The 22,856-nt window shown below is 70.4% G+C and carries 27 protein-coding genes; 18 read left to right on the top strand and 9 right to left on the bottom strand.

Going from position 1 to position 22,856, the window contains the following annotated elements:
- Nucleotides 1–209 precede the first annotated feature (209 nt).
- Nucleotides 210–614 (top strand): RNA-binding S4 domain-containing protein, encoded by a 405-nt coding sequence (locus tag AC1P0E_RS16425; RefSeq protein WP_482742911.1) that lies wholly within the window; start codon nucleotides 210–212, stop codon nucleotides 612–614.
- Between the two features lie 19 nt (nucleotides 615–633).
- A complete protein-coding gene (locus tag AC1P0E_RS16420) occupies nucleotides 634–852 on the top strand; it encodes a hypothetical protein (RefSeq protein ID WP_482742910.1) in 219 nt (72 codons plus the stop codon).
- A 301-nt stretch (nucleotides 853–1,153) separates the two neighbouring features.
- Here AC1P0E_RS16420 and AC1P0E_RS16415 read toward each other — a convergent pair whose 3' ends face one another.
- From AC1P0E_RS16415 to AC1P0E_RS16405, 3 genes are all read right to left on the bottom strand, one after another.
- Nucleotides 1,154–3,124, bottom strand: a complete 1,971-nt coding sequence (locus AC1P0E_RS16415; RefSeq protein ID WP_482742909.1) for an FUSC family protein — start codon at nucleotides 3,122–3,124, stop codon at nucleotides 1,154–1,156.
- A 112-nt stretch (nucleotides 3,125–3,236) separates the two neighbouring features.
- Nucleotides 3,237–3,524, bottom strand: a complete 288-nt coding sequence (locus AC1P0E_RS16410; protein WP_482745778.1) for a DUF2630 family protein — start codon at nucleotides 3,522–3,524, stop codon at nucleotides 3,237–3,239.
- Nucleotides 3,525–3,908: 384 nt separating this feature from the next.
- Nucleotides 3,909–4,700, bottom strand: coding sequence for an alpha/beta fold hydrolase (locus AC1P0E_RS16405; RefSeq protein ID WP_482742908.1), 792 nt, complete (start codon nucleotides 4,698–4,700; stop codon nucleotides 3,909–3,911).
- Between the two features lie 84 nt (nucleotides 4,701–4,784).
- Here AC1P0E_RS16405 and AC1P0E_RS16400 point away from each other — a divergent pair, with 84 nt between their 5' ends.
- The 4 genes from AC1P0E_RS16400 (at nucleotide 4,785) to AC1P0E_RS16385 (ending at nucleotide 8,838) form a co-directional block, all read left to right on the top strand.
- Nucleotides 4,785–6,320, top strand: a complete 1,536-nt coding sequence (locus tag AC1P0E_RS16400; protein ID WP_482742907.1) for an aminotransferase-like domain-containing protein — start codon at nucleotides 4,785–4,787, stop codon at nucleotides 6,318–6,320.
- A gap of 107 nt (nucleotides 6,321–6,427) precedes the next feature.
- On the top strand, nucleotides 6,428–6,847 hold the full coding sequence (locus tag AC1P0E_RS16395) for a hypothetical protein (protein WP_482742906.1): 420 nt from the start codon (nucleotides 6,428–6,430) through the stop codon (nucleotides 6,845–6,847).
- Nucleotides 6,848–6,949: 102 nt separating this feature from the next.
- Entirely contained in the window at nucleotides 6,950–7,975 is a 1,026-nt protein-coding gene (locus AC1P0E_RS16390; protein WP_482742905.1) for an ATP-binding cassette domain-containing protein, read from the top strand.
- A complete protein-coding gene (locus tag AC1P0E_RS16385) occupies nucleotides 7,972–8,838 on the top strand; it encodes an ABC transporter permease (protein WP_482742904.1) in 867 nt (288 codons plus the stop codon). Before AC1P0E_RS16390 ends, AC1P0E_RS16385 begins: the two co-directional genes overlap by 4 nt.
- Here the strand turns inward: AC1P0E_RS16385 and AC1P0E_RS16380 are convergent.
- Together AC1P0E_RS16380 and AC1P0E_RS16375 are read right to left on the bottom strand one after the other, a co-directional pair.
- Nucleotides 8,823–9,227, bottom strand: a complete 405-nt coding sequence (locus tag AC1P0E_RS16380; RefSeq protein ID WP_482742903.1) for a hypothetical protein — start codon at nucleotides 9,225–9,227, stop codon at nucleotides 8,823–8,825. The genes AC1P0E_RS16385 and AC1P0E_RS16380 overlap by 16 nt on opposite strands.
- A 418-nt stretch (nucleotides 9,228–9,645) precedes the next feature.
- Entirely contained in the window at nucleotides 9,646–9,852 is a 207-nt protein-coding gene (locus AC1P0E_RS16375; RefSeq protein WP_482742902.1) for a hypothetical protein, read from the bottom strand.
- Between the two features lie 742 nt (nucleotides 9,853–10,594).
- Between AC1P0E_RS16375 and AC1P0E_RS16370 the strand changes: the two genes are divergently transcribed.
- A complete protein-coding gene (locus AC1P0E_RS16370; RefSeq protein WP_482742901.1) occupies nucleotides 10,595–11,200 on the top strand; it encodes a DM13 domain-containing protein in 606 nt (201 codons plus the stop codon).
- A 9-nt stretch (nucleotides 11,201–11,209) separates the two neighbouring features.
- Here AC1P0E_RS16370 and AC1P0E_RS16365 read toward each other — a convergent pair whose 3' ends face one another.
- Both AC1P0E_RS16365 and AC1P0E_RS16360 read right to left on the bottom strand, forming a co-directional pair.
- Entirely contained in the window at nucleotides 11,210–11,704 is a 495-nt protein-coding gene (locus tag AC1P0E_RS16365; RefSeq protein ID WP_482742900.1) for an ATP-binding protein, read from the bottom strand.
- Nucleotides 11,698–12,585 carry an MEDS domain-containing protein gene (locus tag AC1P0E_RS16360; RefSeq protein ID WP_482742899.1) on the bottom strand — a complete coding sequence of 296 codons (888 nt, stop codon included), beginning with the start codon at nucleotides 12,583–12,585 and terminating at the stop codon, nucleotides 11,698–11,700. Before AC1P0E_RS16360 ends, AC1P0E_RS16365 begins: the two co-directional genes overlap by 7 nt.
- 263 nt (nucleotides 12,586–12,848) lie before the next feature.
- Here AC1P0E_RS16360 and AC1P0E_RS16355 point away from each other — a divergent pair, with 263 nt between their 5' ends.
- Nucleotides 12,849–13,244, top strand: coding sequence for a VOC family protein (locus AC1P0E_RS16355; protein ID WP_482742898.1), 396 nt, complete (start codon nucleotides 12,849–12,851; stop codon nucleotides 13,242–13,244).
- A gap of 69 nt (nucleotides 13,245–13,313) precedes the next feature.
- Here AC1P0E_RS16355 and AC1P0E_RS16350 read toward each other — a convergent pair whose 3' ends face one another.
- Nucleotides 13,314–13,955: a TetR/AcrR family transcriptional regulator gene (locus AC1P0E_RS16350; RefSeq protein WP_482742897.1), complete on the bottom strand. Its 642-nt coding sequence runs from the start codon at nucleotides 13,953–13,955 to the stop codon at nucleotides 13,314–13,316.
- A gap of 353 nt (nucleotides 13,956–14,308) precedes the next feature.
- Between AC1P0E_RS16350 and AC1P0E_RS16345 the strand changes: the two genes are divergently transcribed.
- The 9 genes from AC1P0E_RS16345 to AC1P0E_RS16305 all read left to right on the top strand — a co-directional run bounded on the left by AC1P0E_RS16345 (nucleotide 14,309) and on the right by AC1P0E_RS16305 (nucleotide 21,605).
- Nucleotides 14,309–15,718 (top strand): MFS transporter, encoded by a 1,410-nt coding sequence (locus tag AC1P0E_RS16345; protein WP_482745777.1) that lies wholly within the window; start codon nucleotides 14,309–14,311, stop codon nucleotides 15,716–15,718.
- Between the two features lie 189 nt (nucleotides 15,719–15,907).
- A complete protein-coding gene (locus tag AC1P0E_RS16340) occupies nucleotides 15,908–16,162 on the top strand; it encodes an acyl carrier protein (RefSeq protein ID WP_482742896.1) in 255 nt (84 codons plus the stop codon).
- A complete protein-coding gene (locus AC1P0E_RS16335; RefSeq protein WP_482742895.1) occupies nucleotides 16,159–17,412 on the top strand; it encodes a beta-ketoacyl-[acyl-carrier-protein] synthase family protein in 1,254 nt (417 codons plus the stop codon). Before AC1P0E_RS16340 ends, AC1P0E_RS16335 begins: the two co-directional genes overlap by 4 nt.
- An 84-nt stretch (nucleotides 17,413–17,496) precedes the next feature.
- The gene (locus AC1P0E_RS16330) at nucleotides 17,497–18,426 is read left to right on the top strand and encodes an alpha/beta fold hydrolase (protein WP_482742894.1); all 930 of its coding nucleotides are present in this window, start codon (nucleotides 17,497–17,499) and stop codon (nucleotides 18,424–18,426) included.
- A gap of 29 nt (nucleotides 18,427–18,455) precedes the next feature.
- The gene (locus tag AC1P0E_RS16325) at nucleotides 18,456–18,635 is read left to right on the top strand and encodes a hypothetical protein (protein WP_482742893.1); all 180 of its coding nucleotides are present in this window, start codon (nucleotides 18,456–18,458) and stop codon (nucleotides 18,633–18,635) included.
- A 94-nt stretch (nucleotides 18,636–18,729) separates the two neighbouring features.
- Nucleotides 18,730–19,434 carry a hypothetical protein gene (locus tag AC1P0E_RS16320; protein WP_482742892.1) on the top strand — a complete coding sequence of 235 codons (705 nt, stop codon included), beginning with the start codon at nucleotides 18,730–18,732 and terminating at the stop codon, nucleotides 19,432–19,434.
- A 270-nt stretch (nucleotides 19,435–19,704) separates the two neighbouring features.
- Entirely contained in the window at nucleotides 19,705–19,938 is a 234-nt protein-coding gene (locus AC1P0E_RS16315; RefSeq protein WP_069927830.1) for a chaplin, read from the top strand.
- Nucleotides 19,939–20,088: 150 nt separating this feature from the next.
- Nucleotides 20,089–21,045 (top strand): chaplin, encoded by a 957-nt coding sequence (locus AC1P0E_RS16310; RefSeq protein WP_482742891.1) that lies wholly within the window; start codon nucleotides 20,089–20,091, stop codon nucleotides 21,043–21,045.
- A 242-nt stretch (nucleotides 21,046–21,287) separates the two neighbouring features.
- Nucleotides 21,288–21,605 carry a hypothetical protein gene (locus AC1P0E_RS16305; protein ID WP_482742890.1) on the top strand — a complete coding sequence of 106 codons (318 nt, stop codon included), beginning with the start codon at nucleotides 21,288–21,290 and terminating at the stop codon, nucleotides 21,603–21,605.
- 224 nt (nucleotides 21,606–21,829) lie between these two features.
- Here the strand turns inward: AC1P0E_RS16305 and AC1P0E_RS16300 are convergent, their stop codons facing one another.
- A complete protein-coding gene (locus AC1P0E_RS16300; protein ID WP_482742889.1) occupies nucleotides 21,830–22,225 on the bottom strand; it encodes a rodlin in 396 nt (131 codons plus the stop codon).
- A gap of 210 nt (nucleotides 22,226–22,435) precedes the next feature.
- Here AC1P0E_RS16300 and AC1P0E_RS16295 point away from each other — a divergent pair, with 210 nt between their 5' ends.
- Nucleotides 22,436–22,831 carry a rodlin gene (locus tag AC1P0E_RS16295; protein ID WP_482742888.1) on the top strand — a complete coding sequence of 132 codons (396 nt, stop codon included), beginning with the start codon at nucleotides 22,436–22,438 and terminating at the stop codon, nucleotides 22,829–22,831.
- Nucleotides 22,832–22,856: the final 25 nt, after the last annotated feature.

The following is a 22,856-nucleotide window of genomic DNA, read 5'->3' as shown; positions in this document are numbered from 1 at the left end:
CGGTACTCAACCGTTCTCAACTGCTTCCGGAGGTGTGCCGGGCACAAGTGGAACCCCCTGTTCCCCTTGTGTGGCACGACATTTGGCGACAAGTCAGAGATGTGGGCCCGGTCCGGAGGTGCCCCTTCCGGACGGGAGATCGTGCGCATAGTAGTGCGGTCGGCGGGGTAAGGCGGCACGGAGCTGTCGGCGGCCGTACCCTCGGGGGCATGGCTTCGGACGAGGAGACCGGCGGGAGCGGGAGCGTACGGATCGACGTATGGATCTGGTCGGTACGGCTCACCAAGACCCGCGCCCAGGCGGCAGCCGCCTGCAAGGCGGGCCATGTCCGCGTCGGCGGCGAGCGGGTCAAGCCGGCGCATGCGCTGAAGGCGGGCGACGAGGTGCGGCTGTTCCACGCGGGGCGGGAGCGGATCGTGGTCGTCTCACGGATCATCCGCAAGCGGGTGGGGCCGCCGGTGGCGGCCGAGTGTTACGTCGACAACAGCCCGCCGCCTCCGCCCCGGGAGTTCGTCGCACCGGTCGCGGTGCGGGAGCGCGGCGCGGGGCGCCCGACGAAGCGCGACCGGCGCGAGATGGAACGCCTCCAGGGGCCGAAGCCGCCGACCGGCTGACTGCTGGCAGAGTGGGCCCATGTCGTCGACCTCTCCCCGCCGTCCGTGCCCGTTCTGTGGCCGTGAGGTCGCCGTTGTCGCGGGCAGGTTCGTACGCCACGACCCGCGCACCAGGGCTGCCGCCGCCGAACTGACACTGTGTCCCGGTTCGAAGCGCGGGGCGCCGCCGGCGGTGTCGCAGCGGACGCTGGACGGTTACGAACTGCCCCCGTTCCCCGGGCAGCTGCCGCTGTTCTAGGCCGGGGCCGGGCGTGAAGGCTGGAGTTGCCGCACACGGTGGAGGGTGCCGCGCGCAGCAGATGCGCCTCAAAGGCCCCGCCCACCAAGCCACGGTGGCAGGAGGGGACGTGCCGGGGCGCTCCCCGCAGGGCGTTGAACGCAACCACCCCAACGAAACCCGACGTACCCGAACGTTCGACGCCCGAGGAGACGCCCCGGCGCGGCACCGACCCCAAAGCCCCCGCCCCCCGGCGGACGGAGTCCGGCGCAGCCGCACGAAGCCCGCGATGCCCGCCCAAAGCCCCCGCACCCCCGCCGCGTCACCCCCGCGGCCGCACCGGTGAAGCCACCGCTCGGGCCGCCGCCACCTCCTGGCGGAGGGGGGCCAGGACCGTTTCGTCGTCGCGGGGGAGGTCCGTGCGTACCTCCACCAGCGTGTCGCTGGCCCGCAGCCCCTCCGCCAGCTCGCGCAGCTCCCGCGCCACCTCCGCCACTTCCGCCTCGGCCGGCGGCTGCGCCCCGTGGTTGATCCGGACCCGCGCCGCCGTCGTGGCGTCCACGATCCGCTCGGTCGCGACCACCAGCGGCCACCACGCCGCCGCCCGCGCCCCCGTCGGCGGCGGCTCGGTCAGCGCCCGCTGGAATTCGGAGCGTACGACCGACAGATCCCGGTAGAGCCGCCGCCGCGACCGCTGCCGCAGCCGTTCCCCCAGCGGGTCCGGCGGACCGAACGCGCACTCCACATAGCCCGCCGCATCCGCCACCGTGTCCGCGAGCCGCGCCCCCACCCGGGTGCTCCAGCTCTCCGGCCACAGCAGATACCCGGCCAGCAGCGCGATCGCGCACCCGATGAGGCTGTCGTACAGACGGGGCAGGACCAGCCCGAACCCCTGGTGGTTCAGAACATCCGACAGCAGCAGGATGACCGGCGTGATGGCCGCCGTCTGAAACGCGTACCCCTTGGCCGTGAAGGCCGGGATGAGCGCCGCGAGTACCAGCAGCAGCGGTACGTCCCACCACCCCCGCTCCAGCTCCGCCAGGATCGCCGCGGCAACCACCAGCCCCAGCGCCGTGCCGAACGCCCGCTGCACGGCCCGCGAGAACACCGACCCGAAGTCCGGCTTCATCACGAACACCACGGTCAGCGCCACCCAGTACGAGCGCGGCACGTCGATCAGCGACACGAGCGCCTGCGCCAGCCCGATGCACAGGGCCAGCCGCAGACCGTAGCGCCAGGACGCCGGGGACATCAGGACGTTCCGGGTGGCGCGCCGGGCCCGTACGCCGAGCGCCGCCGGCCGGCCGAGCCGGTCGTCGACGGGGGCGGCTTCGGAGTCCGCGCTGAGGACGACGGCCGCCGCGTGCCGCAGTGCGTGGTCGACGGCGCGTCCGGACTGCGACGTCGGCTCGGGCAGGGTGAGTTCGAACTCGGAAGCCCCGCCCGCGCGGCTCTGCCCGACCGCGTCGGCCAGCTCGCGCACGGCGGCCGGGATCTCGGGCGGCAGCGGCCGTCGCCGCAGATGCGCGGCGGGCGCCGACTCGACGAGCGGTACGACGACGTTGAGCTGCGCGAGCAGCCGTACGAGCGGACTCCTGCGGCCGTGGTCGCGGGCCCGCCGCGCCAGGACCAGGTCGTACGCCGCGTTCAGGGACTGGGTGACGGCCTGACGCCTGGCGTCGTACGTCTCCGAGTCCCGGCCCGCCGCCTCCAGCAGACCGGCCGCCGCCCGGTAGGTGTCCGCGACCGCGTCCCGCTCCGGCACCCCGCCCCGCAGCGGCCACGCGATCAGCGTCAGTACGAGGACGAAGAGGCCGCCCAGGGCGAGCAGCAGGGGCGGTGCCCACCAGGGGTCGGGCATCGGCAGCCCGGCTCCGACGACCGCCTGGAGCAGGAGCAGCAGCCCGGACACGGAGGCGACCGCGCCGATCGTAGAGATCATCCCCGACACGAGCGCGACGAAGGTCAGGACTCCTACGGCGAACCATCCCTGCCCGTACACGAGCGAGCCGAGGGTGACGCCGATCGCGCCGAAGAGCTGCGGTACGGCGATGTTGATCAGGCGCATCCGGTACGCGTCGGCGGTGTCGCCGATGACACCGGCGAGCGCGCCCATCGACACGAGCGCCCCGTACGTCGGCTCGTCGACGGCGAATCCGACGGCGAGCGGGGCGGACATCGCGATGCCGGCCCGTACGACGGCGGCCCACGGCACGGGCGCCGACTGCGGTCGCAGCCCCTGCGTCAGCCACTCGGGCGGCGTCAGCCGACCCCCTGCTCTCTGCTCAGCCATGCCCTAAACAGACCGAAAACGATCTCCTGATGCAAGTCTCTGCCTGAACAGAAACTTATCCACAGCCTGTGGACAAGTTTCCGCGAGGCGGATTTCCGACGAGGCGACCGCCTCAGCTCTTGTAGTTCTCCACCTCGGCCGCCGGCCGCACCCGCGCCTCGCCCGGATCCTCCCCGAACTCCGACTTCGCGCGCCGCTGCCGCAGCAGGTCCCAGCACTGGTCCAGCTGAACCTCCACGGCCTTCAGCCGGGTGCGCTCGGCGTCGTCGAGGCCCAGCTGCCGGGTGGAGCGCTCGCGCAGTTCGCGCTCCTCGCCGACGAGACTGTTGATGTTGTCGAGAATCTTCTGATCGGCGTCGTCCCTGCCGTCCCTGTCGTCTCTGTCTTCCCTGTTCTCCACGTTCTCCACGGCGCTCGCCTCCGTCGGACCGGTCGGTCGGTCGGTCGGACCACCCACCACCCACCCCAGCACACCTCTAGCCGCTGTGCAGCTCCAGCTCGATTCTCCGGCCCGCCCGCCGGCCACGACGGTGTACGGAACGCCCCGCCCGGCGCCGCACTGTCCCGCAGCCCGCCCGCGTCGAGCACGCGCCGGAAGGAGGCATGGTCCTGCACCAGCGCCTCGGCGCCCGGCATGGCAAGCGTGCTGTGCTCCCGCGAGCGTGTCTCGGGGACTCCCCAAGGGACCAACCAGCCTCTCGCTCGGTCTGCGTGCCCTGCATCTTCCCGCAGAGACGGGACCGGGCGGCGGCTGGTTGCCGGGGTGTCGGCGGCGGCCGGCGCGCTAGCGCGCGAGGTGGGTGCGGAGCGCGGCGTTGAAGGCGTCGGGGCGTTCCAGGTTGGGGAGGTGGGCCGACGACTCGATGACCGCGAGAGCCGAGTCGGGGATCGCGGCGTGCATCGCTTCCGCGTCAGCGACGGGTGTGTACGTGTCGTCGCGCCCCACGACGACGAGAGTGGGAACGGCCACGCGGGTCAACAGCTCGCGGTAGTCGGGCCGCTGCGCCCGCCCGCGCAGGGCGGCTGCCGCGCCCTCGGGGGAGGCGGCGGTCATCATGCGGTGGACATGGGCCGCTGCCTCGGTGTTGTACGGGGCGACCATCTTGTCCAGTACCTCGTCGGCGTACCCCTTCATGCCCTCGTCGAGGAGGCGGTCGGCTAGGGCGTTGCGCCCCCGCTTTCCGTCCTCGGTCTCGGCGGCGGGGAAGGTGTCGGCGAGGATCAGGCCGGTGATGCGCTCGGGGAAGAGGCGGTAGCACTCCATCACGACCTGACCGCCCATGGAGAGCCCGCCGAACACGGCCCGCTCGATGCCGAGGTGGTCGAGGAGGGCCGCGATGTCCGAGGCGTAGGCAGCGAGCGGGGTGATGCCCGGGACGACCTGGCTCTCGCCGAATCCGCGCAGGTCGGGGGCGATCACGCGGTGGGTGGGGGCGAAGGCGTCGACCTGTGGCGCCCACATGGTGCGGTTGAAGGGGTGGCCGTGGACGAGGACGAGAGGCGAGCCGCTGCCTTCGTCGGTGTAGCCGAAGCTGATGCCCGTGTTGCCGTCTACTGCGAGCTGCGCGGTTGCCATGTTCAGGAGGCTATGCGCGGTCAACTGCTCGGTGCAATAAGGTCTTTGCTCTCGGTGCAATGTCTCAGGTGGGGTGGGTGTTACGTGGCGGAGGACTTCCGGCGGGTGGCCGATCAGGTGGCCGCCGAAATCGCCGCGGGCCGGCTGCGGCCCGGCGACCGGCTGCCCACGCAGCGCGCCTTCGCCCGCAGCCGCCGGATCGCGAACTCCACCGCGATCCGGGTGTACGGCGAACTGGTGCGGCGGGGCCTCGCGGTCGGCGAGGTGGGGCGCGGCACGTTCGTACGGGCCGCGCCGCCCTCACCCGGACACGCGCTCGCGGAGGAGGCGGCCGCGGCGGTCGGCTTCGTCAACCTGGAGCTCAACTACCCCGTGGCGGAGGGCCAGGCGCAGCTCATGGCGCAGTCACTCGCCGGCCTCCTGCGCCCCGACGTACTCGAAGCGGCGACCCGCCCGGCAGCGGCCGACGGCACTCCGGCGGCGCGCGAGGCGGCGGCGTCGCTGCTGGCCAGGGGCGGCTGGCGGCCGGACGCCGGGCAGTTGCTCTTCGCGGGCAACGGCCGCCAGGCCATCGCCGCTGCCATCGCCTCGTTCGTACGCCCAGGGGGCCGGCTCGGCGTTGAGCCGCTCACGTATCCGCTGGTCAAGGGGATCGGGGAACGGCTAGGGGTGAGCCTGGTGGCGATCGCGGCGGACGGTGACGGCCTGTGCCCGGACGCGCTGTACGCCGCGCACCGGAGCGCGCCACTGAGCGCGGTGTACGTACAGCCGACCCTGCACAACCCGACGTCGGTGACGATGAGCGAGGGTCGGAGGGCTCGGCTGGCGGCGGTGTGCGGGGAGTTGGGCATCGGCGTGGTCGAGGACACGACGTGGGCCTTTCTGGCTACCGAGCCCGGGGAAGCACGAGCCCACGAGCCCGGGGAAGCGCGGACTCCCGAAGCCCGGGAAGTCCCCGAAACCGACGACGCCCCCACAGCGCCCGAAGCCCTGGGAGCCCCCGCGTCCCCGGCAGCCCCCGCGTTCCCAGCCGGGCCCGCGTCCCCGGCATCCCCCGCGTCCCCGGCCGCCCCCGCCCCCCTCGCCGCTCACGCGCCCGCGCGTACCGTTCTCGTCGACAGTCTCTCCAAGCGTCTCGCCCCCGGTCTGACCACCGGCTTTCTGGTCGCCCCCGCCGCCCACACCGATCTGCTGGCCGGCGCCCTGCGCTCCGGTGCCTGGGCCGCCGCCCGCTTCAACCTGGAGGCCGCCACCCGCTGGATCACCGACGGCACGGTGGCCACCGTCACCGCCGCCAAGCGCGCGGACACCGCGGCGCGCCACCGTCTCGTACAGCGCCATCTCGGCGGTTTCCGCATCCGCACGGACCCGCGTGCGTACTACTGCTGGTGGGAGCTGCCCCGGCCCTGGCGTACGGACACCTTCGTCGCGGCCGCCGCGGCGCGCGGCATCGCGATCACCCCGGGGCAGGCCTTCGCCGTACCGCCGCACACCGCACCGGACGCGGTCAGGGTCGGCTTGGCGTCGCCGTCGCGAGAGGTCCTGTCGTACGCGCTGCGCACGCTCGCGGAGCTGGCGGGCGAGCCCCCGCGCCGGGGCGGAGCCATGGGGGCGTCGTAGATCCACTTGCCGGTCCTCGCCCACGGGTGTGACCTGGTAGCGAGGGCGGGGTGCGCGAGATGCGTGGACGCGCGTATGCGTGTGTGCGCTGCGGAAGGAGCTCTGCGATGGCTGGACATGCGGCGATCCCGGGCCGGTCACGCAGGCCGGCCAGACTGTCAGCACCGACGGAACCCACCGGATCCGCACGACGCCACCACGGCATCGTGCCGGCGGTACTGGGCGTGGTGTACGGAATCTACGCGTCCTTCCTCGCCCGCGACGCCGGCCCCCTGACCGGCTGGAACGTCGGTTTCGGCGTGCTGTGCGCCGTGATCGTGGCGGGACTGTGCTTCCTCCTGGGACGCACCCGGAGCGCGCTGATCCCGCTGTTCCGCGCCGCCGCCTACGGAGCACTCTTCGGCGTCGCGCTCGGCTTCCTGCACAGCCTGGCCGGCAACAGCATCCTCACCTCCGTCACCGTCGGCGCGGTGCTCGCCGCCGCGATGACAGCCGCCACGTTCTACGTCTTCTACACGCGGGAGTGACCCCGGGAGCAAGTCGTAGTTCCAAAGAACGATTACTTTCCGGCGCCGGGGCGGTCAACACTGGGTAAGACGATCCGACGACCCCTCGGAGGGGCGGAAGACATGAGTGGTGGACACCCCGGCCCGGAACTCGCCATCGAGACGGCGGGCCTGGTCAAAGTGTTCGGTGAGAACCGGGCCGTCGACGGCATAGACCTGGCCGTACCCGCCGGCACCGTGTACGGCGTACTGGGCCCCAACGGAGCGGGCAAGACCACCGCCGTGAAAATGCTCGCGACCCTGCTGCGCCCCGACGGCGGGGAGGCGCACGTCTTCGGCAAGGACGTGGTGCGGGACGCCGACGCGGTCCGCGGAAGGGTCAGCCTCACCGGCCAGTACGCGTCGGTCGACGAGGACCTGACCGGTACGGAGAACCTCGTGCTCCTCGGCCGCCTCCTCGGCCATTCCAAGGCCGCCGCGCGCGACAGGACGGCCCAGCTTCTGGAGGCCTTCGGGCTCGCGGAGGCGGCCGACCGGCAGGTCAAGAACTACTCGGGCGGCATGCGGCGCCGTATCGACATCGCCGCGAGCATCCTCAACACGCCCGACCTCCTCTTCCTCGACGAGCCGACGACCGGCCTCGACCCGCGCAGCCGCAACCAGGTGTGGGACATCGTGCGTGCGGTGGTGGCGCAGGGGACGACGGTGCTGCTGACTACGCAGTACCTGGACGAGGCCGACCACCTGGCGTCCCGTATCGCCGTGATCGACCACGGCAAGGTCATCGCCGAGGGCACGAAGGGCGAGCTCAAGGCGTCGGTCGGCTCCGGCTCCGTACATCTGCGGCTGCGCGATCCGGCGCAGCGCCCGGAGGCCGAGCGGGTACTGACGCGGGCCCTGAACGCCGCCGTACAGCTGGACGCGGACCCCGTCGCCCTGACGGCGACGGTCAACGGCCGGGCGAGTGACCTGGGCGCGGCGGAGCAGGCGGCGCGGGCGCTGTCGGAGCTCGCTTCGGCGGGCATCACCGTGGACAACTTCTCACTGGGGCAGCCGAGTCTGGACGAGGTCTTCCTCGCGCTGACCGACAGGAAGCCCGGCACGACGGACACCGCCACGAACGACTCGACGACAGGAGTGACGGCATGAGTACCGTCGCGACCAAGGACAAGGGCCAAGGCCTCGACGAACTCGCCCTCGAAGCTCCGAAGGCCGAGGAACTCGCCGCGCTTCTCGTGAGCAGGGACCGGCCGCCGCGCCCCAGCGCGCTCTCCGCGTCCCTGACGTTCGGCTGGCGCGCCATGCTCAAGATCAAGCATGTGCCGGAGCAGCTCTTCGACGTGACGGCATTCCCGATCATGATGGTGCTGATGTACACGTACCTCTTCGGAGGGGCGCTGGCCGGATCGGTCGGGGAGTACATCCAGTTCCTGCTGCCCGGCATCCTCACCATGAGCATCGTGATGATCACCATGTACACGGGCGTCGCCGTCAATACCGACATCACCAAGGGCGTCTTCGACCGCTTCCGTACGCTCCCGATATGGCGACCGGCGCCGATGGTCGGCTACCTGCTCGGCGACGTGATCCGCTATCTGATCGCGTCCGTCGTGATGCTGGCGGTCGGCATGATCATCGGCTACCGCCCGCACGGCGGCGTGCTCGGCGTCGTGGCCGGCGTCGCCCTGTTGATGGTCTTCTCGTTCGCGTTCTCGTGGATCTGGACGATGTTCGGACTGCTCCTGCGCACCGAGAAGTCGGTGATGGGCGTCAGCATGATGGTGATCTTCCCGCTGACGTTCCTGAGCAATGTCTTCGTCGACCCGAAGACGATGCCGGGCTGGCTCCAGGCGTTCGTGAACAACAGCCCGGTGACCCATGTGGCGACGGCGGTGAGGGAACTGATGGCGGGCAACTGGCCGGCCGCCGACATCGGCTGGGCGCTGGGCTGGTCGGTGGTGCTGCTGGTGGTGTTCGGCACGGTGACGATGCGGCTCTACAACCGCAAGTGATCCGTGTACGGGACCACGACGATCTGGTGCTCGTCCTCGTAGACGACGCGCCCCGGATCGGTGGACCGTACAAGCCGGCAGTCGACGCCGTGGGCGGCCAGGATCGCCAGATAGCCGCCCACGCGCGCGATCAACTCCACGGCGGTGGGCTTGAACCAGGCCACCGCCCCCGGATTGACGCGCTCGTCGTAGACGGCCGGGTCGACGGTGCTCGGATCGGTGTACGCCGCGTCGTACCAGTCGTTGTTCGTACGCCGGAACCGCTCCTGGTCGGGGGTCAGCTTCCCGTCCCGCGCAAGGCTGTTGACGAGCCCGAAGACCCCGGGGAAGTTCCCCCGGGGCCTTGGCACGGTGCCTTGGAACCGTACGTACGCCTCACCAGTAGTCACCGCAGCAGCGTCTCAGTCGAGCCGCAAATCCGCGAGCTGCCGCTCGAACGGCACGGCTCGAGGCCCACGTCGGGCCATTGATATGGGTCCAACTCACCACTCGCCGTAACCCGCACCCCCGTGATGCAGCCACCTCCCGGCAACGTGGTCCGGCGCGTGCCCATGGCTGCCTCCCGGTGCACAACAGCACGACCGGCAACTTTGCCTTGCCATTACCTTGCTCCACGCCTGCGCCCGGCTCCTGTTGGGCGTACGCGCACCTGCTCGGACACATGGCGAAGGCGGCGGCGTCCCGTACCCGGAAGCGCCGCCGCCCGCTGTGCGCTACAGGTCGAACTCGTGCGGCAAAAGGCCGGCGGAAGCACGCCTCCCGTACGACGGCCGACGGCCGACGGCCCGCTCGGTCTCGTCGAAGCTGTCAGGGGCGGTGAGCGGCCGCCGGGTCGTCCTCCCCGCCGACACGATCGGTGTCGCCGGCGTGGTTCCCGTCGCCGACGTCACCGCCCGCGTCGGACTGTTGCGGTTCGTGCCGCCCGGGGGACGCGGCGGCGACGTGCGGTTCGGACGAGCGGGCGACTTCGGCGCGCACCATGGCGTTCAGGGCGGCGTACGGGTCGATGGGCATGATGAACGTCCTTCGGTCGAGGGTGATTCAGCGCTTCAGCGCCGGAGCGACGGCGGCGACGGCGCTGTCGGGCGCCGGGCCGGGCCGGCCCCCTCAGCAGCGCAGAACCACCCACCGACGCCCCCCGCCCGCCGTCAGCACATCCCCCGGCGGCCGACTGCGGCACAGCTGCCGCTGCCCTGTCCGCGTACGTGTCCGTGTCCGTGTCCGCCGGTACGACGCCACAGCCCCCGCCGCCCGCCCCCTGCTCCCACTGCGCACGCGCCCCCGCCGGGCGGCCCGTGCGCTCTCACCGGCCCCGCGCACCTCACTGTCGGCGGCGTCCGACGGCTGCCCCTCGGCCCCGGAGCCCGAACCGGACCCAGAACCGGACCCGGACCCGGACCCGGACCCGGACCCGGACCCAGGCACAGAACCGGCCCCAGCCCCGGCCCCGGACCAAGCCCCAGAACCGGAAAGGGCCGCTTCGCCCGCCACCACCACCGGCGGCCGCGCCTCCCCCGACGGCCCGACCACCCCCAGCACCACAGCGAAAACCGCGGTGAGCACCAGCAGCACCGTCATCGCGCCGCAGCGCACCGCGCGCGGGACGTGGCACATGGCAGGCATGTGCCTCTGGTCCCACGGCCGGACCGGTTCCTAGCCGTACGACGCCCAAGTCCGCTCCACCGGGCTAGTGCCGTAAGACTTTCGTCACGGAAATACCGAGGTCGGAGCCGTCTGCCGGGCGTTGAATGGAGGCATGAGGCGCATACTCGGCAAGCCCGTGATCATCGGAGTACTGCTCGTCGGAATGCTTGTGGCCGGGGTGGGCCTGTACTGGTTCCAGCCGTGGAAGCTGTGGGTGGACGACACGGTGCAGGACGAACTCCCCGCAGCGGCCCCCGCCATCACCCAGCCGGAAACGAACCCGGACGCCAACCCGGACGCCAACCCGGACGCCAACCCCGACTCCCCTTCCGCCCAACCCACCCCACGCACCCCGCCCGCCCCACGCACCCTCGCCTCCGGCACCTTGATCAGCCACGAGCACAGCACCACAGGCACGGTGAAGATCATCCGCCTCCCCGACGGCTCCCGCACCCTCCGCCTGGAGAACCTCGACACCAGCAACGGCCCCGACCTGCGCGTCTGGCTCACCGACGCCCCGGTGAAGGATGGCAAGGACGGCTGGAACGTCTTCGACGACGGCAAGTACGTCAGTCTGGGCAAGCTCAAGGGGAACAAGGGCAACCAGAACTACGCGCTGCCCGCCGACCTCGACCTGAAGGGTCTGACGAGCGTCAGCATCTGGTGCGACCGCTTCGACGTCTCGTTCGGCGCCGCGAAACTCACCGCCCCCGCGTAGCCGCCCGTCTCACCCCGGCAGCCACATCGCGAACGCCACAACGCTGCCGCAACCACTTCCCTCCCCGCGCACTCTTCCCGCTCCCCGCGCACCGTCCGCCCCACCCGTAATGACCAGCCGATCAGTGATGAGCCGAGTGAGCCACAACCCCCGCCCGCAGTGGCTCCCGGCAAGCCCCGGCGCCAGCTCCGGAATGACCGAGGACGCGAAGCCGGGCCCGGAGTCGCTGATCGTGCATTCGAGTGCGTAAGGGGAGCCGGGCGGGGAGCCGGCGGAACGGTGCAGCAGCAGCCTGCCGCCCCCGCCGCCGTGCTCCACGGCGTTCGTCGCCACCGCGTCCGCCGCGAGGACGAAGTCGCCCCGCCGGGGCTCCGCCAGTCCCGCCCAGGCGGCGTACTGGTCGACCAGCACGCGCAGCCGGGGCATGTCCTCCCGGCTGAAGTCGAGCTCCAGCAGCCGCTCCCGCGGCCCGCCGTTGTTGAGGTGCACCCCTTCGGTCACCATGCCCGGACCGCCTCCGTGAGCGTGAGGCGCCGAACCCGCTCCGAGCCGAGTCTGCGCAACAACATCGCCTGCGCCGTCCCGCAGCGCACTTCGACCCCGTCGTGTCCGGTGGCCCCGGCGACGTGGTCGATGAGGTCGAGGGCGCACCGTACGCCGAGAAAGTGCAGAGGCATCAGATCCACCAGCAGCCGCCGGGACCCGGCGGTTCGCTCCAGTCCGTCCTGCAAAGCTGTCAGAAAGGGCTCACGTGTCGCATGGTCGGCCTCGCCCGCGAGCCTGACCGACTCGTCCGAGTGCACAATCCGCAACTCACCGAGGGCGCCGAGAAGCGACCGAGGATGCGCGTCCGACATGGCGTCGAGTACGTCGTCGTCGAACGCGCGCCGGTCGTAGGAGCAGATCTCGTTGTACGGTCGCCCCTCGAACAGATGCTCAGCATGCGACTCGCGGTACATCATCGTTTCGACATCGGCGTCCAGGTCCGCCACCCAGTGCATGTCGATGAACGCCCGCAGCCCCTGGTATCCCTGCGCGACGGCGAGCGCGGTCTCCTCGCGCAGGCGCTCCCACTGCCGCTCGGGGGAGAAGCCGTGGTCGGGCCGGATCAGTGCCCGCATGCTGCTGTGCGTCAGCTGCCCCCGTCCGCGCGCCTCCGCGAGCAGCCGACTGGTCGCGTCCAAACGCGTACGTACGACATCGGGATCGAGCTGCGGCGCCGCGAAGACGATCACTTTCTCACCGCGCGCCAGTCCGGTGCGGGTGTACGTGACGAGCGCTTCCCAGTTGGCTTCGTCGTCCTCATAGCTGAGAAACGCATGGTCACCCGCTCGCATGCCCTGTACGGGCATGAGGCCCGGATGCGCGTCTGCCCGTTCATGCATCGCTTCTGAGGGTCCCTTCTCACTCTCCGCCCAACCCTATGGATAGCGCAAGGAGTTGAGTAGCCGTACCCGAAGTCGTGCGACGGCACCCGAACGAAGCGCCTCAGAGCCCCAGCCCCCGCCACCCACGTCCAAGCCACTTCAAAAACACGCGACAGGAACAGAAGTTCTACGTAAAATCACCGAACGGCATCGCGTGTCGGTCACCGACTGGGTGAGGCATGGAGGTAGCCCGTGAGTTTGCCCGACGGAGGCATTCCACAGTGCCAGTACAGCTGAATCACACCATCGTTCACTCCCGGAACAACCGGGAATCCGCCGAGTTCCTGGCCCACGTCATGGGTCTGGAGATCTCGGCCGAGTGGGGCCCGTTCATCGCCATCGAGCTGAGCAACGGCGTCACCCTGGACTTCGCGACCATCCCCGCGGAGTCGATCACCGTCCAGCACTACGCCTTCCTCGTCACAGAGGAAGAGTTCGACGGCATCTTCCAGCGCATCAAGGACGCCGGAATCACGTACTACGCCGATCCGCACGGCAAGCAGCCGGGCGAGATCAACCGCGATGACGGCGGTCGCGGCGTGTACTTCATGGATCCGGCCGGCCACGGCCTGGAAGCGATCACCCGCCCGTACGGCAGCGGCGCCGAAGAGCAGTAACACGGACAGGGGCATCAAAGGCCCAACAGCAGGGCAGGAAGCACACGCTTCCTGCCCTGCCGCCGTCCCTCACGCTCCCCGCGGACCGTAGTGGCCGAGGAACATGTCCACGCCGCCCGTGATCAGCCGCTCGGTGAGCCCGTCGTCGATGGCCGTGCCGTACGAGCTGAAGACCATGTGCGGGAAGACCAGTAGCGCGTACAGCTGAATGATCGCGGCCTCGAGGTCAGGAATCACGAGCCGCCCCCGGTCGGCCAGGCCGCGCAGCGCCCCCGCGACCGCGGGGTGGTGCCCCTCCGGTCCGTGGCCCTTCCACGCCTTGCCGAGCTCGGGGAAGCGGTGCAGCTCGGCCGCGACGAGGTTGCGCAGCGCGACAACGTCCTGGTTGGTCCTGACGGCGTCCACCCAGGTCCTGGCGGCGTCGATGAGCGCACCACGGAGGTCCTCGGCGTCGGCGAGGCCTTCGAGAGCGGCGGCGGACGCGCTGCCGAGCGGCTCGTCCAGCGCCGCGGTGATGACCGAGGCGAAGAGCGCTTCCTTGCTGCCGAAGTGGTTGTAGACGGTCACCTTGGACACGCCCGCCCCGGCTGCGATGGCGTCCATGCCGACGCCGAATCCCTCGCGCAGGAACGCCTCACGGGCGGCCCGGACGATCGCCTGCCGCTTGAGGGCGGCGCGGGGCCCGCTGGGGACCTGTTTGTCCAAGCTCATGCCCGCACCCTACCCCCGAACTGAACAGTTGAGTTCATCTGATCTGAACAGTACAGTTCACTTAAGCCACGACAGCAGCTCCCGAAGGACTGACGATGCCCACGACTGGACAAGACCCCATGCGCGACCCCAAGCGCGACCCCGCCCCGCGATCCACGGTGCCAGGAGGGGACGTGCCGGGGCGCTCCCCGCAGGGCGTCGAACGCAACGAGCCCGAACGAGGCGGCGCCTCCCCGAACGTTCGGCGCCCGAGGAGACGCCCCGGCGCGGCACCGACCCCGAAGCCCGCGCTTCCACAAGCCCCCTACTCACCCGCCGCCCCCCACTCACCCGCCGCCCCCCGCCGCTGGCTGATGCTCGCCGTAGTGTGCGTGGCGCAGTTCATGCTGATCCTCGACGTCACCGTGGTGAACCTGGCCCTCCCGGACATGGCGGCCGACCTCCGCCTGGACCGGGCGACGCTGACCTGGGTGGTCACCGCGTACACCTTGTGCTTCGGCGGCCTCATGCTCCTCGGCGGCCGCCTGGGAGACGCACTCGGCGCCCGCCGCACGCTCGCCGCAGGCCTGGCGCTCTTCACCGCCGCCTCCCTGGTCACCGGCCTGGCCGAATCCGCGCCGACCCTGCTGGGCGGCCGCATCGCCCAGGGAGTCGGCGCGGCCCTGCTGTCCCCGGCTGCACTCGCACTGGTCACGACGACCTTCCACGGCAGCGAGCGCAACAAGGCCCTGGGCGTATGGGCAGCCATCGGCGGCACCGGCTCCGCAGCCGGCGTCCTCATCGGCGGCGCCCTGACCGCCGGCCCCGGCTGGCAGTGGGTCTTCTACGTCAACGTGCCCGTCGGCCTGGCCCTCCTCGCCGCCGTACCCGCGCTGATCCCGGCCCGCGCCCCGCAGCCCGCCCGGCTCGACGTGCCCGGCGCACTCCTGGTCACCGCGGGCACCGGTTCCCTCATCTACGGCCTGGTCAAGGCGGGCGACGCAGGGTGGGCCGCCCCGGCCACCCTCGTCCCGCTGGCCGCAGCGGTCGCCCTCTACGCCCTCTTCGCCGCCGTGGAACGCGCCACCCTCGCGCCCCTCATGGACCTCAGGATGTTCACCCGGCGACCGGTCCTCGCAGGCGCGTTCCTGATGCTGACCGCCACCGCGCTGCTGATCGCGTACTTCTTCCTCGGCTCCCTGTACCTCCAGCACGCCCGAGGCCTCGGCCCCCTGCGCACCGGCCTGGTGTTCCTCCCCGTGGCCGTGGCAATCGGAATCGGCGCGCACCTGGGGTCCCGCCTGGTCGGCAGGATCGGAAGCCGTACGACAGCGGTGGCCGGCATGGCGACAGCGGCGGCAGGAACCGTCCCCCTCACGCAGCTCACCACCACCGGCAGCGTGTACGCCACGCTCCTCCCCGGGCTGGTCGTCGCCTCCCTGGGCATCGGCGTGGTCTTCGTCACCGCCACCGCGACCGCGCTGGCCATGGTGGAGCACCACGAGGCGGGCCTCGCCTCCGGAGTCGTCAACACGTTCCACGAGGTGGGCGGTTCGATCGGCGTGGCGATCGTCTCCACCGTCGCCGCGACCGGCATCGGCGGCATGGAGGGCGGCGCGGAGGCCGGCACCGAGGCCGGCCTGGCGGGAGGCATCGAGATCACCACCGCTTTCACGGACGCGTTCACCGTCTGCGCGGTCGCCGCCGCGGTGAGCACAGCCGTGGCCCTGGCCCTGGTCCCGAGAGGCAAGCCCCAGATGACCGGAGGCCCACACGCGCACTGAGAAACTCCAAGACTCCCGAACTCCAAGACTCCCGAACTCCGAGCTCCGAGCTCCGAGCTCCCGAGCTCCCCAAAGTTACCGCGGAATCCGTACGCACGAACGAGCCATCATTACAACGGGCGAACGTTGTAAGGGCCCGTCCGGGTGGGCGCGTATAAAGGTTGCCGGACGAACTCGGAGGAGCGACGAGTGGCCAGTGCGACAGATGCCGTCAGTACGCTGATGGTGCAGAAATTCGGAGTAGACCCAGCGGCCGTCCGTCCCGAGATTCCGCTCTACGAACTGCGCATGGATTCACTGGCGCTGGAAGAATTCCGCATCCTCATCGAGGAACAGCTGGAAATCGACCTGGAGGACGCCACGCTGACCTCGCGGAACACCGTGGGCGAGCTGGTCGAACTCGTACACTCCAGGACTCTCGGACACACCAGGACCCTCGGATGACCAGCCCGGCGAGCCCGCCCTTCACGGCGGCGGTGACAGGACTCGGCCTGGTCACAGCGGCAGGGTTCGGTACTGACGAGACGTGGCGAAACGTCACGCACGGCGAGGTCCGCCCGGCATCCGTGGGCCCGCGCGAGGAACTCCGTGACCTGCCCTGCGACTTCATGTACGCCATCCCGGCCGAAGACCTCGACACCGCGCAGCTCCTCGGCGTGGCGACCCAGCGCCTGATGGACCGATTCTCCCAACTCGCCGTACTGGCGGCGCGGGAAGCCGTGGCGGACGCCGGCCTGGACCCCTCCGTCTGGGACAGCGGGAGGGTCGCGGTCGTCATCGGATCCGCCCACGGAGGACTCCCCTTCTACGACGAGCAGCACGCCGCACTCACCACCAAGGGCCCGCGCCGGGTCTCCCCCAAGCTCGCCCCGCTGACCGTCGTCAACAGCGCAGCCAGCAGCGTCTGCATGGACCTCGGTGTCCGGGGGCCCAGCATGGCGGTCTCCACCGCCTGCTCGTCGGGCACCGTGGCGATCGGCACCGCGCACCAGATGCTGCGTACGGGTGCCTGCGACATCGCCGTCGCAGGCGGCGCCGAGTCGGTCTGCTCGCGGCTGCTGATCGCCAGCGCGTGCCAGATGAGGGCGGTGTCCACTCGCCGCGACGACCCCGCCGCGGCCTGCCGCCCGTTCGACGCGGACCGCGACGGCTTCGTCGTCGGCGAGGGCTCCGGCCTGCTCGTCATGGAGCGCCCCGAGCACGCCAGGGCGCGCGGAGCCCGGATCCGGGCGGGCATCGCCGGTTACGGCGCGTCCAGTGATTCGTACTCGGCCGTCGCTCCCGACCCGGAGGGCAAGGGAATCGAGAGCGCGCTGCGCACCGCGCTGACGGACGCGGGCGTAACGCCGTCCGACATCGGCCACGTCAACGCGCACGGCACCTCCACCGTGTTCAACGACCTCATCGAGGCGACCATGCTGCACCGGCTGCTGGGCGCGGACCCGCTGGTCACGTCGACCAAGGCGATGACGGGCCACACCCTGGGCGCGGCCGGCGGCATCGAGACGGCACTGACCGTGCTCACCCTGGAGCACCAACTCGTCCCCCCGACAGCGAACCTGGAGTCGCTCGACCCGCGCATCCCGGTCGAGGTGGTCGCCAAGGGCGCCCGCCCTGCCGCGTTCGACTGCGCGGTCAAGACTTCGCTCGGCTTCGGCGGCCACAATGCCGCGCTCGTCCTCACCCGCGGCTAGCCGGACCCGCGGCCGGCGGCCGGTCAGCCGGCCGCCCGGCCGGGACGCGGCCACGATCCCCACTTTCGAGAAGGAGAAGGAGCATTGCCCGAGGAAACCGTTCGCTCGCTGTCGGTGGACGGGCTGCGCTACTCCTACCGTCTGCTGAAGCAGACCGGTTCGGCCACCGAACCGGCCGCCGCACCACTCACCGAACCGGTCGTCGTACTCGGCGGCGCGCTGCAGGGGATGCTCGGCTGGCCGCAGATGGACGGGCGCCTCGGCCCGGTCGCGAGCGTGGTGACCGCGGACCTGCCGGGCATGGGCAGCGCGGCGCCGCTGCCGCCGGGCCCGAGCGCGGACCTCCTGTGCGCGGCCGTGACCCGGATCATCGACGATCTCGACGTACCGCGCGTCAACCTCTTCGGCTTCTCGTACGGCGCCGCACTCGCCTTCCGCTGCGCCCAGCACAACCCGGGCCGCATCGCCAGGCTGATCCTCGGCGGGGTGCCCACGCACATCTCGGAAGCCCAGCGGGCCCACTGGCAGCGCGCCACGGAGCGGCTCGCCGCCGGGGACAAGGACGGCTTCGCCACTCTGGCGACGCAAGCGCTGGTGTGTATGGACCCGGACCGGTACGTCGCACGCAGAGACCTCGCCTTCCGGTACGTGAAGCGGTCGATGCTCCACGCGGTCGCGAACTCCCCGCACGCCGCGGACTCCGTGCACCGCTCACTCGGTGACCGGCCGGACTTCTCGGGGGGCCTGTCGGGAGTACCCGCGCTGGTCTTCACCGGGGAGCACGACACGGTGACGTCGGCGGAGCGGCAGCGGGCCTTCGCCGCGACCATCCGGGGGAGCCGCTTCACCACGATCCGGGACGCCGATCACTGGGTCGTACTCGAAAAGGCGGACGAGGTGGCGGAGTTGACGCTGCGTTTCTTCACCGACCGCCCGCTGGAGCCGGCCGGGTACCTGAGCTCGGTGCCGCACCAGGGCCGCCTGGGGCGCCAGGGTGTCAGGCCGAGCCCGTGACCTGTGGCGACAGTGGCCGTTGGCAGAACATGAAGACACGAAGCACGTCCGCCGCTGCCGCCGCACTGGTCGCCGGTCTGGCGGCGGTCCTCGCAGGGCCGGCCTCGTCGGCTCTGGCCGACCGGCCCGACCGGCCGACACTGCTCCCCATCGACCTTCCGGACGTCAGCGAAGAGAGTTTCCAAGGCCTCGACAAGACTTTTCAGTAACTGACACAACGTGGCGGAAAAGTTGCGGAGCGTGCTCACCGGTTGCACGGTGGCGTTGTCCCCACTCTTCAACCCCTCACGTAAGGACACTCGCATGCGCATTTCCCGAACCGCCGGACTCGTCGTCTCCTCCGTGGCGTGCGGGGCACTGGCGTTCGGCTCGGCCGGGGGCGCGATAGCTGCCCCGGCGCAGCCTTCGCCCGTCGCGGAGGCTCCGGCCGCCGAAGACTCGCTGCCCGGTGCCGACAAGCTCGCCCCCCAGGTGAAGCTGCTCGGCGAGATCGCCGGAGTGCTGAACCCCGTCACCGCCTTCCTCGACGCCGTTATCGCCGGTGGCGGGAAGCTGCCGCCCGCGGAGATCGCCAAGCACACGAAGGCGATCGAGGAGTCCCTGAAGGACCTGCCGAAGGCCCCCGCCCCCGGTACGGCCATCGAAGTCCCGGCGTCCCCGCCCGAGCTGCCCACCGTGGCGGCCCCCCGGGCGGCCGACGCGGGCCTGGACCTCAAGGTGAAGGCGGTCGCCGACCTGCGTGCCAAGGTCGACGTACTGCTCAAGGCCGCGGAGAAGGGCGACGCGGCGAAGGTGAGCGAGGCTGCCACGGCCACGATCACCGCCACGCTCAACGTGGTCGTCAGCATCGTCCTGGGCGGCGGCCTCCCGGCTCCGAACCTCGCGGGCCTGCCGCCACTGCCGAAGGTCCCCGGCGCCGCGGAGGTCCCGAAGACCCCGGGCGCCGCGGAAGTGCCGAAGACCCCCGGTACGGCGGAAGTGCCGAAGGTCCCCGGCTCTCCCGTCTGACGGGCGGCGACGCTTTCCCCAATACCCGGTTCTCCCTTCGGGGAGGCCGGGGCATTGGCGTGCGAGGGAAGGGACTTTCACCCGCACGCGCGAAATGAAAAGTTAGGGCGTTCGGGTGACGGCGGGCAGATAGCTTCTTTTATGGAGTTTCCTCGGTGGAACCGGATCGTTACCGATGACGACGGCGACGCTACGGGCGTGAAGAAGACAGACTCGTGCAGCGCGAAGGACGTGGCTGTGTAGGGTGTCGCCGCCGGAAAGGTTCTTAAAGTGAAGTACATGAAGAGCGCCGCATTCATCGCCGGCTCGCTCCTGGCCGTCGGTGTCGCCTCCCCGGCCATCGCCGACTCCGGTGCGAACGGTGACGTCAAGGGCAACCCGGGCGTCATTTCCGGCAACAACGTGCAGGTCCCGATTCACATCCCGGTGAATGTCTGTGGCAACACCGTGAACATCATCGCGCTCCTGAACCCGGCCTTCGGCAACGAGTGCATCAACAAGTAGTCCCCCGTCCGAACCGCTAGATGTTCGGTCCCGGTTGGCCCCCCAGTGCACGCCATGCGCTCGGGGGCCAACTGACCCTCCCCCATCGCGTGTGGGCAATCGGCTCACCCGCAGGCATGAAAGACAGGGAACGGCAAAGTGCGACAGGTTTTGAGCAGAGGTGTGTTCGCCGCGGCGGCGGCCTCCGGGCTCCTCGCCGTGACCGGCGGTACCGCTATGGCGGACTCCGGTGCCGATGGGGATGTCTCCAACTCGCCGGGCGCGGTGTCCGGCAACAACGTTCAGGCGCCTGTACACGTTCCGGTGAACGCGTGCGGCAACACCGTGAACATCATCGCGTTCCTGAACCCGGCCTTCGGCAACGAGTGCGTCAACGGCGAGTCGTCCAAGCCGCACAAGCCGCCGAAGCCCGGCCATGACGAGCCCGGCCATGGTGGCCCCGGCCACGGGAACCCCTCTGACGGTGGCCACCCGGGTGACGAGCGCCCCGGTGGTGACCACACGGGCGATGAGGGGCCCGATGGCGGGTCCCCCGGCAATGAGCACCCTGGTGGCGGCAACCCGGGTGACAACCCGGACGGACACCCGGGTGACAAGCCGGACGGAGACGCGGGTGGAAACCCGCACGGCAAGCCGCCTGTTGGTGGTCACCCCGATGATGAGCGCCCTGATGGCGACCACCCTGGAGACGAGCGTCCCGGTGGCGACCGCCCTGGTGACGGTCACCCTGGTGACGAGCCGCCGCGCCATGAGCCGCCGCGCCACGAGGGGCCCGGCGACGAGGGTCCCGGCGACGAGCCGTGCGACGAGCCGCCCGGCGACAAGCCCCCGGTTGAGCAGCCCCCTCGCGCCACGCCGCCCGCCGAGAAGCCCCCGGTCCACCAGCCGCCGGCCGACGAGGTGCCGGCCGAGGAGCCGTCCGTCAACAAGCCGCCCATGGCCGAGCCGAAGGCCCAGCTGCCCACGCAGGTGCTGCCGGCTGCGGACGAGGCCCCGAGCCTTGCCGAAACGGGCGCCGGCGAGATCGGAGCCGCTGCCGCGATGAGTGCCGCGCTGCTCGGTGGCGGTGTGCTGATGTTCCGTCGCAACAAGGCCTCGCAGGTCTGAATCGAACGAATCGCAGGACGCTGATACGTGATGGAGCGGGTTCTCCGGGACCCGCTCCGTCTTCATGTCCGGATACTTTCCAGTCCCCGCATCCGAGTGAATCGGCAAGAAGGCCCACGGTTTCAGTTTCTCACCGTCCAGGCCTTCGTTAGTCCTGGTGTAAGTGACATGGAACAGCAGCGTCGGAATGTCACGGGATTCGTAGTTCGCGGATTACGCCAGCACGAAGAGGGATTACTGGAATGAAGTACATGAAGTCCGCCTCGGCCATTGCCGTTTCGATGATGGCGGCGGGAGCGGCCGCGGGGGCGGCGTCTCCGGCCGTCGCTGCCGACTACCAGTCGATGAGCCTGAACGGCGGCGTGCAGCAGCTGACTGACGCTCTGAACACCCACCAGCCGGTGGACTCCACTGTCCAGCCTCTCCTGCAAACGGCGACCGAGACGGCGCTGGCCGTCAACGAGGCCAGGAACGGTGACCCGTCGAAGCTGCTGGGCAACGCCGGGCAAACCGCCAAGATGGCGACTCCGATGCTCGGCGGCGTGCCGCTCGGGGGCTGAGGGGCGGCTGCGCTTCTGCTTCACCTGCGGTGCCGGAAGGCCGGCGCGCACACCGAGTGGTGTACGCACCGGCCTTCCGGCATGTACGCCGGTCCTGGACGCCCGGTCCTGGACGCCCGGTCCTGGATGGCCGGGTCCTGTGTCACCGCCCCGTCTGTGCGCAGCAGTGCGCCCCTGACGGGGTCAGGGGCGCACTGGGATTCAGACCGCGACTGCGATCAGCGTCAGTCGTTCGACGCGCCGTTGCCCGCGAGGAGGTTGTCCAGGATGTGCGAGAGCGCCTCGTCACCCTTGTTCTGGGTGGAGTTCTCGACGCACTGCTGCTTCTGATCGGCGGACAGGATGTCCTGAACGCCGACGTTGATCAGGGCGACGATGTTCTGGACTTCCTGGATCGGGACAGCGATGCACGGCTTGTTGAGCGTGCCCTGAACCAGGCTCAGCTGCGGGCTCTGGTCGCCCTTCGTGACGGAGTTGCCGTACTTCTGCACGGATCCGTTGCCACTTGCGTTCGCGGCTGTGTGGTCGTCAGCTGCCGCGATCGCCTGCCCGGCTCCGGCGGCGCCGAGCCCGACTACAGAGACAGCAATTGCCGCCGTGGTCATCATCTTCTTGAGCATTTGATTTCCTTGTCAGTCCGGTACGCAGGGATCTGCGTCAGGCTCAACTCCGTTGGCGTGGATTGGTTGCGCGTATTCACCCGAATGGTATTCGCGGCCTTTCTGTGGCAATCCTGTGCCGCCAAATGGGTGACGCGGGAGAACTAACCGACTGTTGGGGAGTTGGTCAGTGAGCCTCACCCCGGGGTACGACATGGAAAGAGGAAAAAAGTGATCAAGAAGGTCATGGCTACCGCTGCCGTCGCCGTCTCCGTCATGGGCCTCGGTGCCGCGGCCGCCCCGCAGGCAATGGCGGCTGCTGACGACCACGACTACCGCTCCGCGAGCGGCAACGGGTCGAAGCAGATCTACGGCAACTCCTCCACGTACGGCGACATGAGCCCGCAGATCGGCCTCATCCAGGGGTCGTTCAACAAGCCGTGCATCGCTGTCCCGCTCCAGGAGGTCCAGAACGTCGTGGGTCTCGTGAACATCGGTGTTCAGGACATCCTGTCCGGCGACCAGAAGCAGCAGTGCGTCGAGAACTCCACCCAGAACAAGGGTGACGAGGCGCTCTCGCACATCCTGGACAACCTCCTCGCGGGCAACGGCGCCGACAACAGCTGATATCGCTCGGCGGCGGTCCGGTCAC

It is taken from the genome of Streptomyces sp. TRD_SC_5 (genome assembly GCF_056836825.1).
This window is presented reverse-complemented; position numbering and strand designations above follow the sequence as displayed.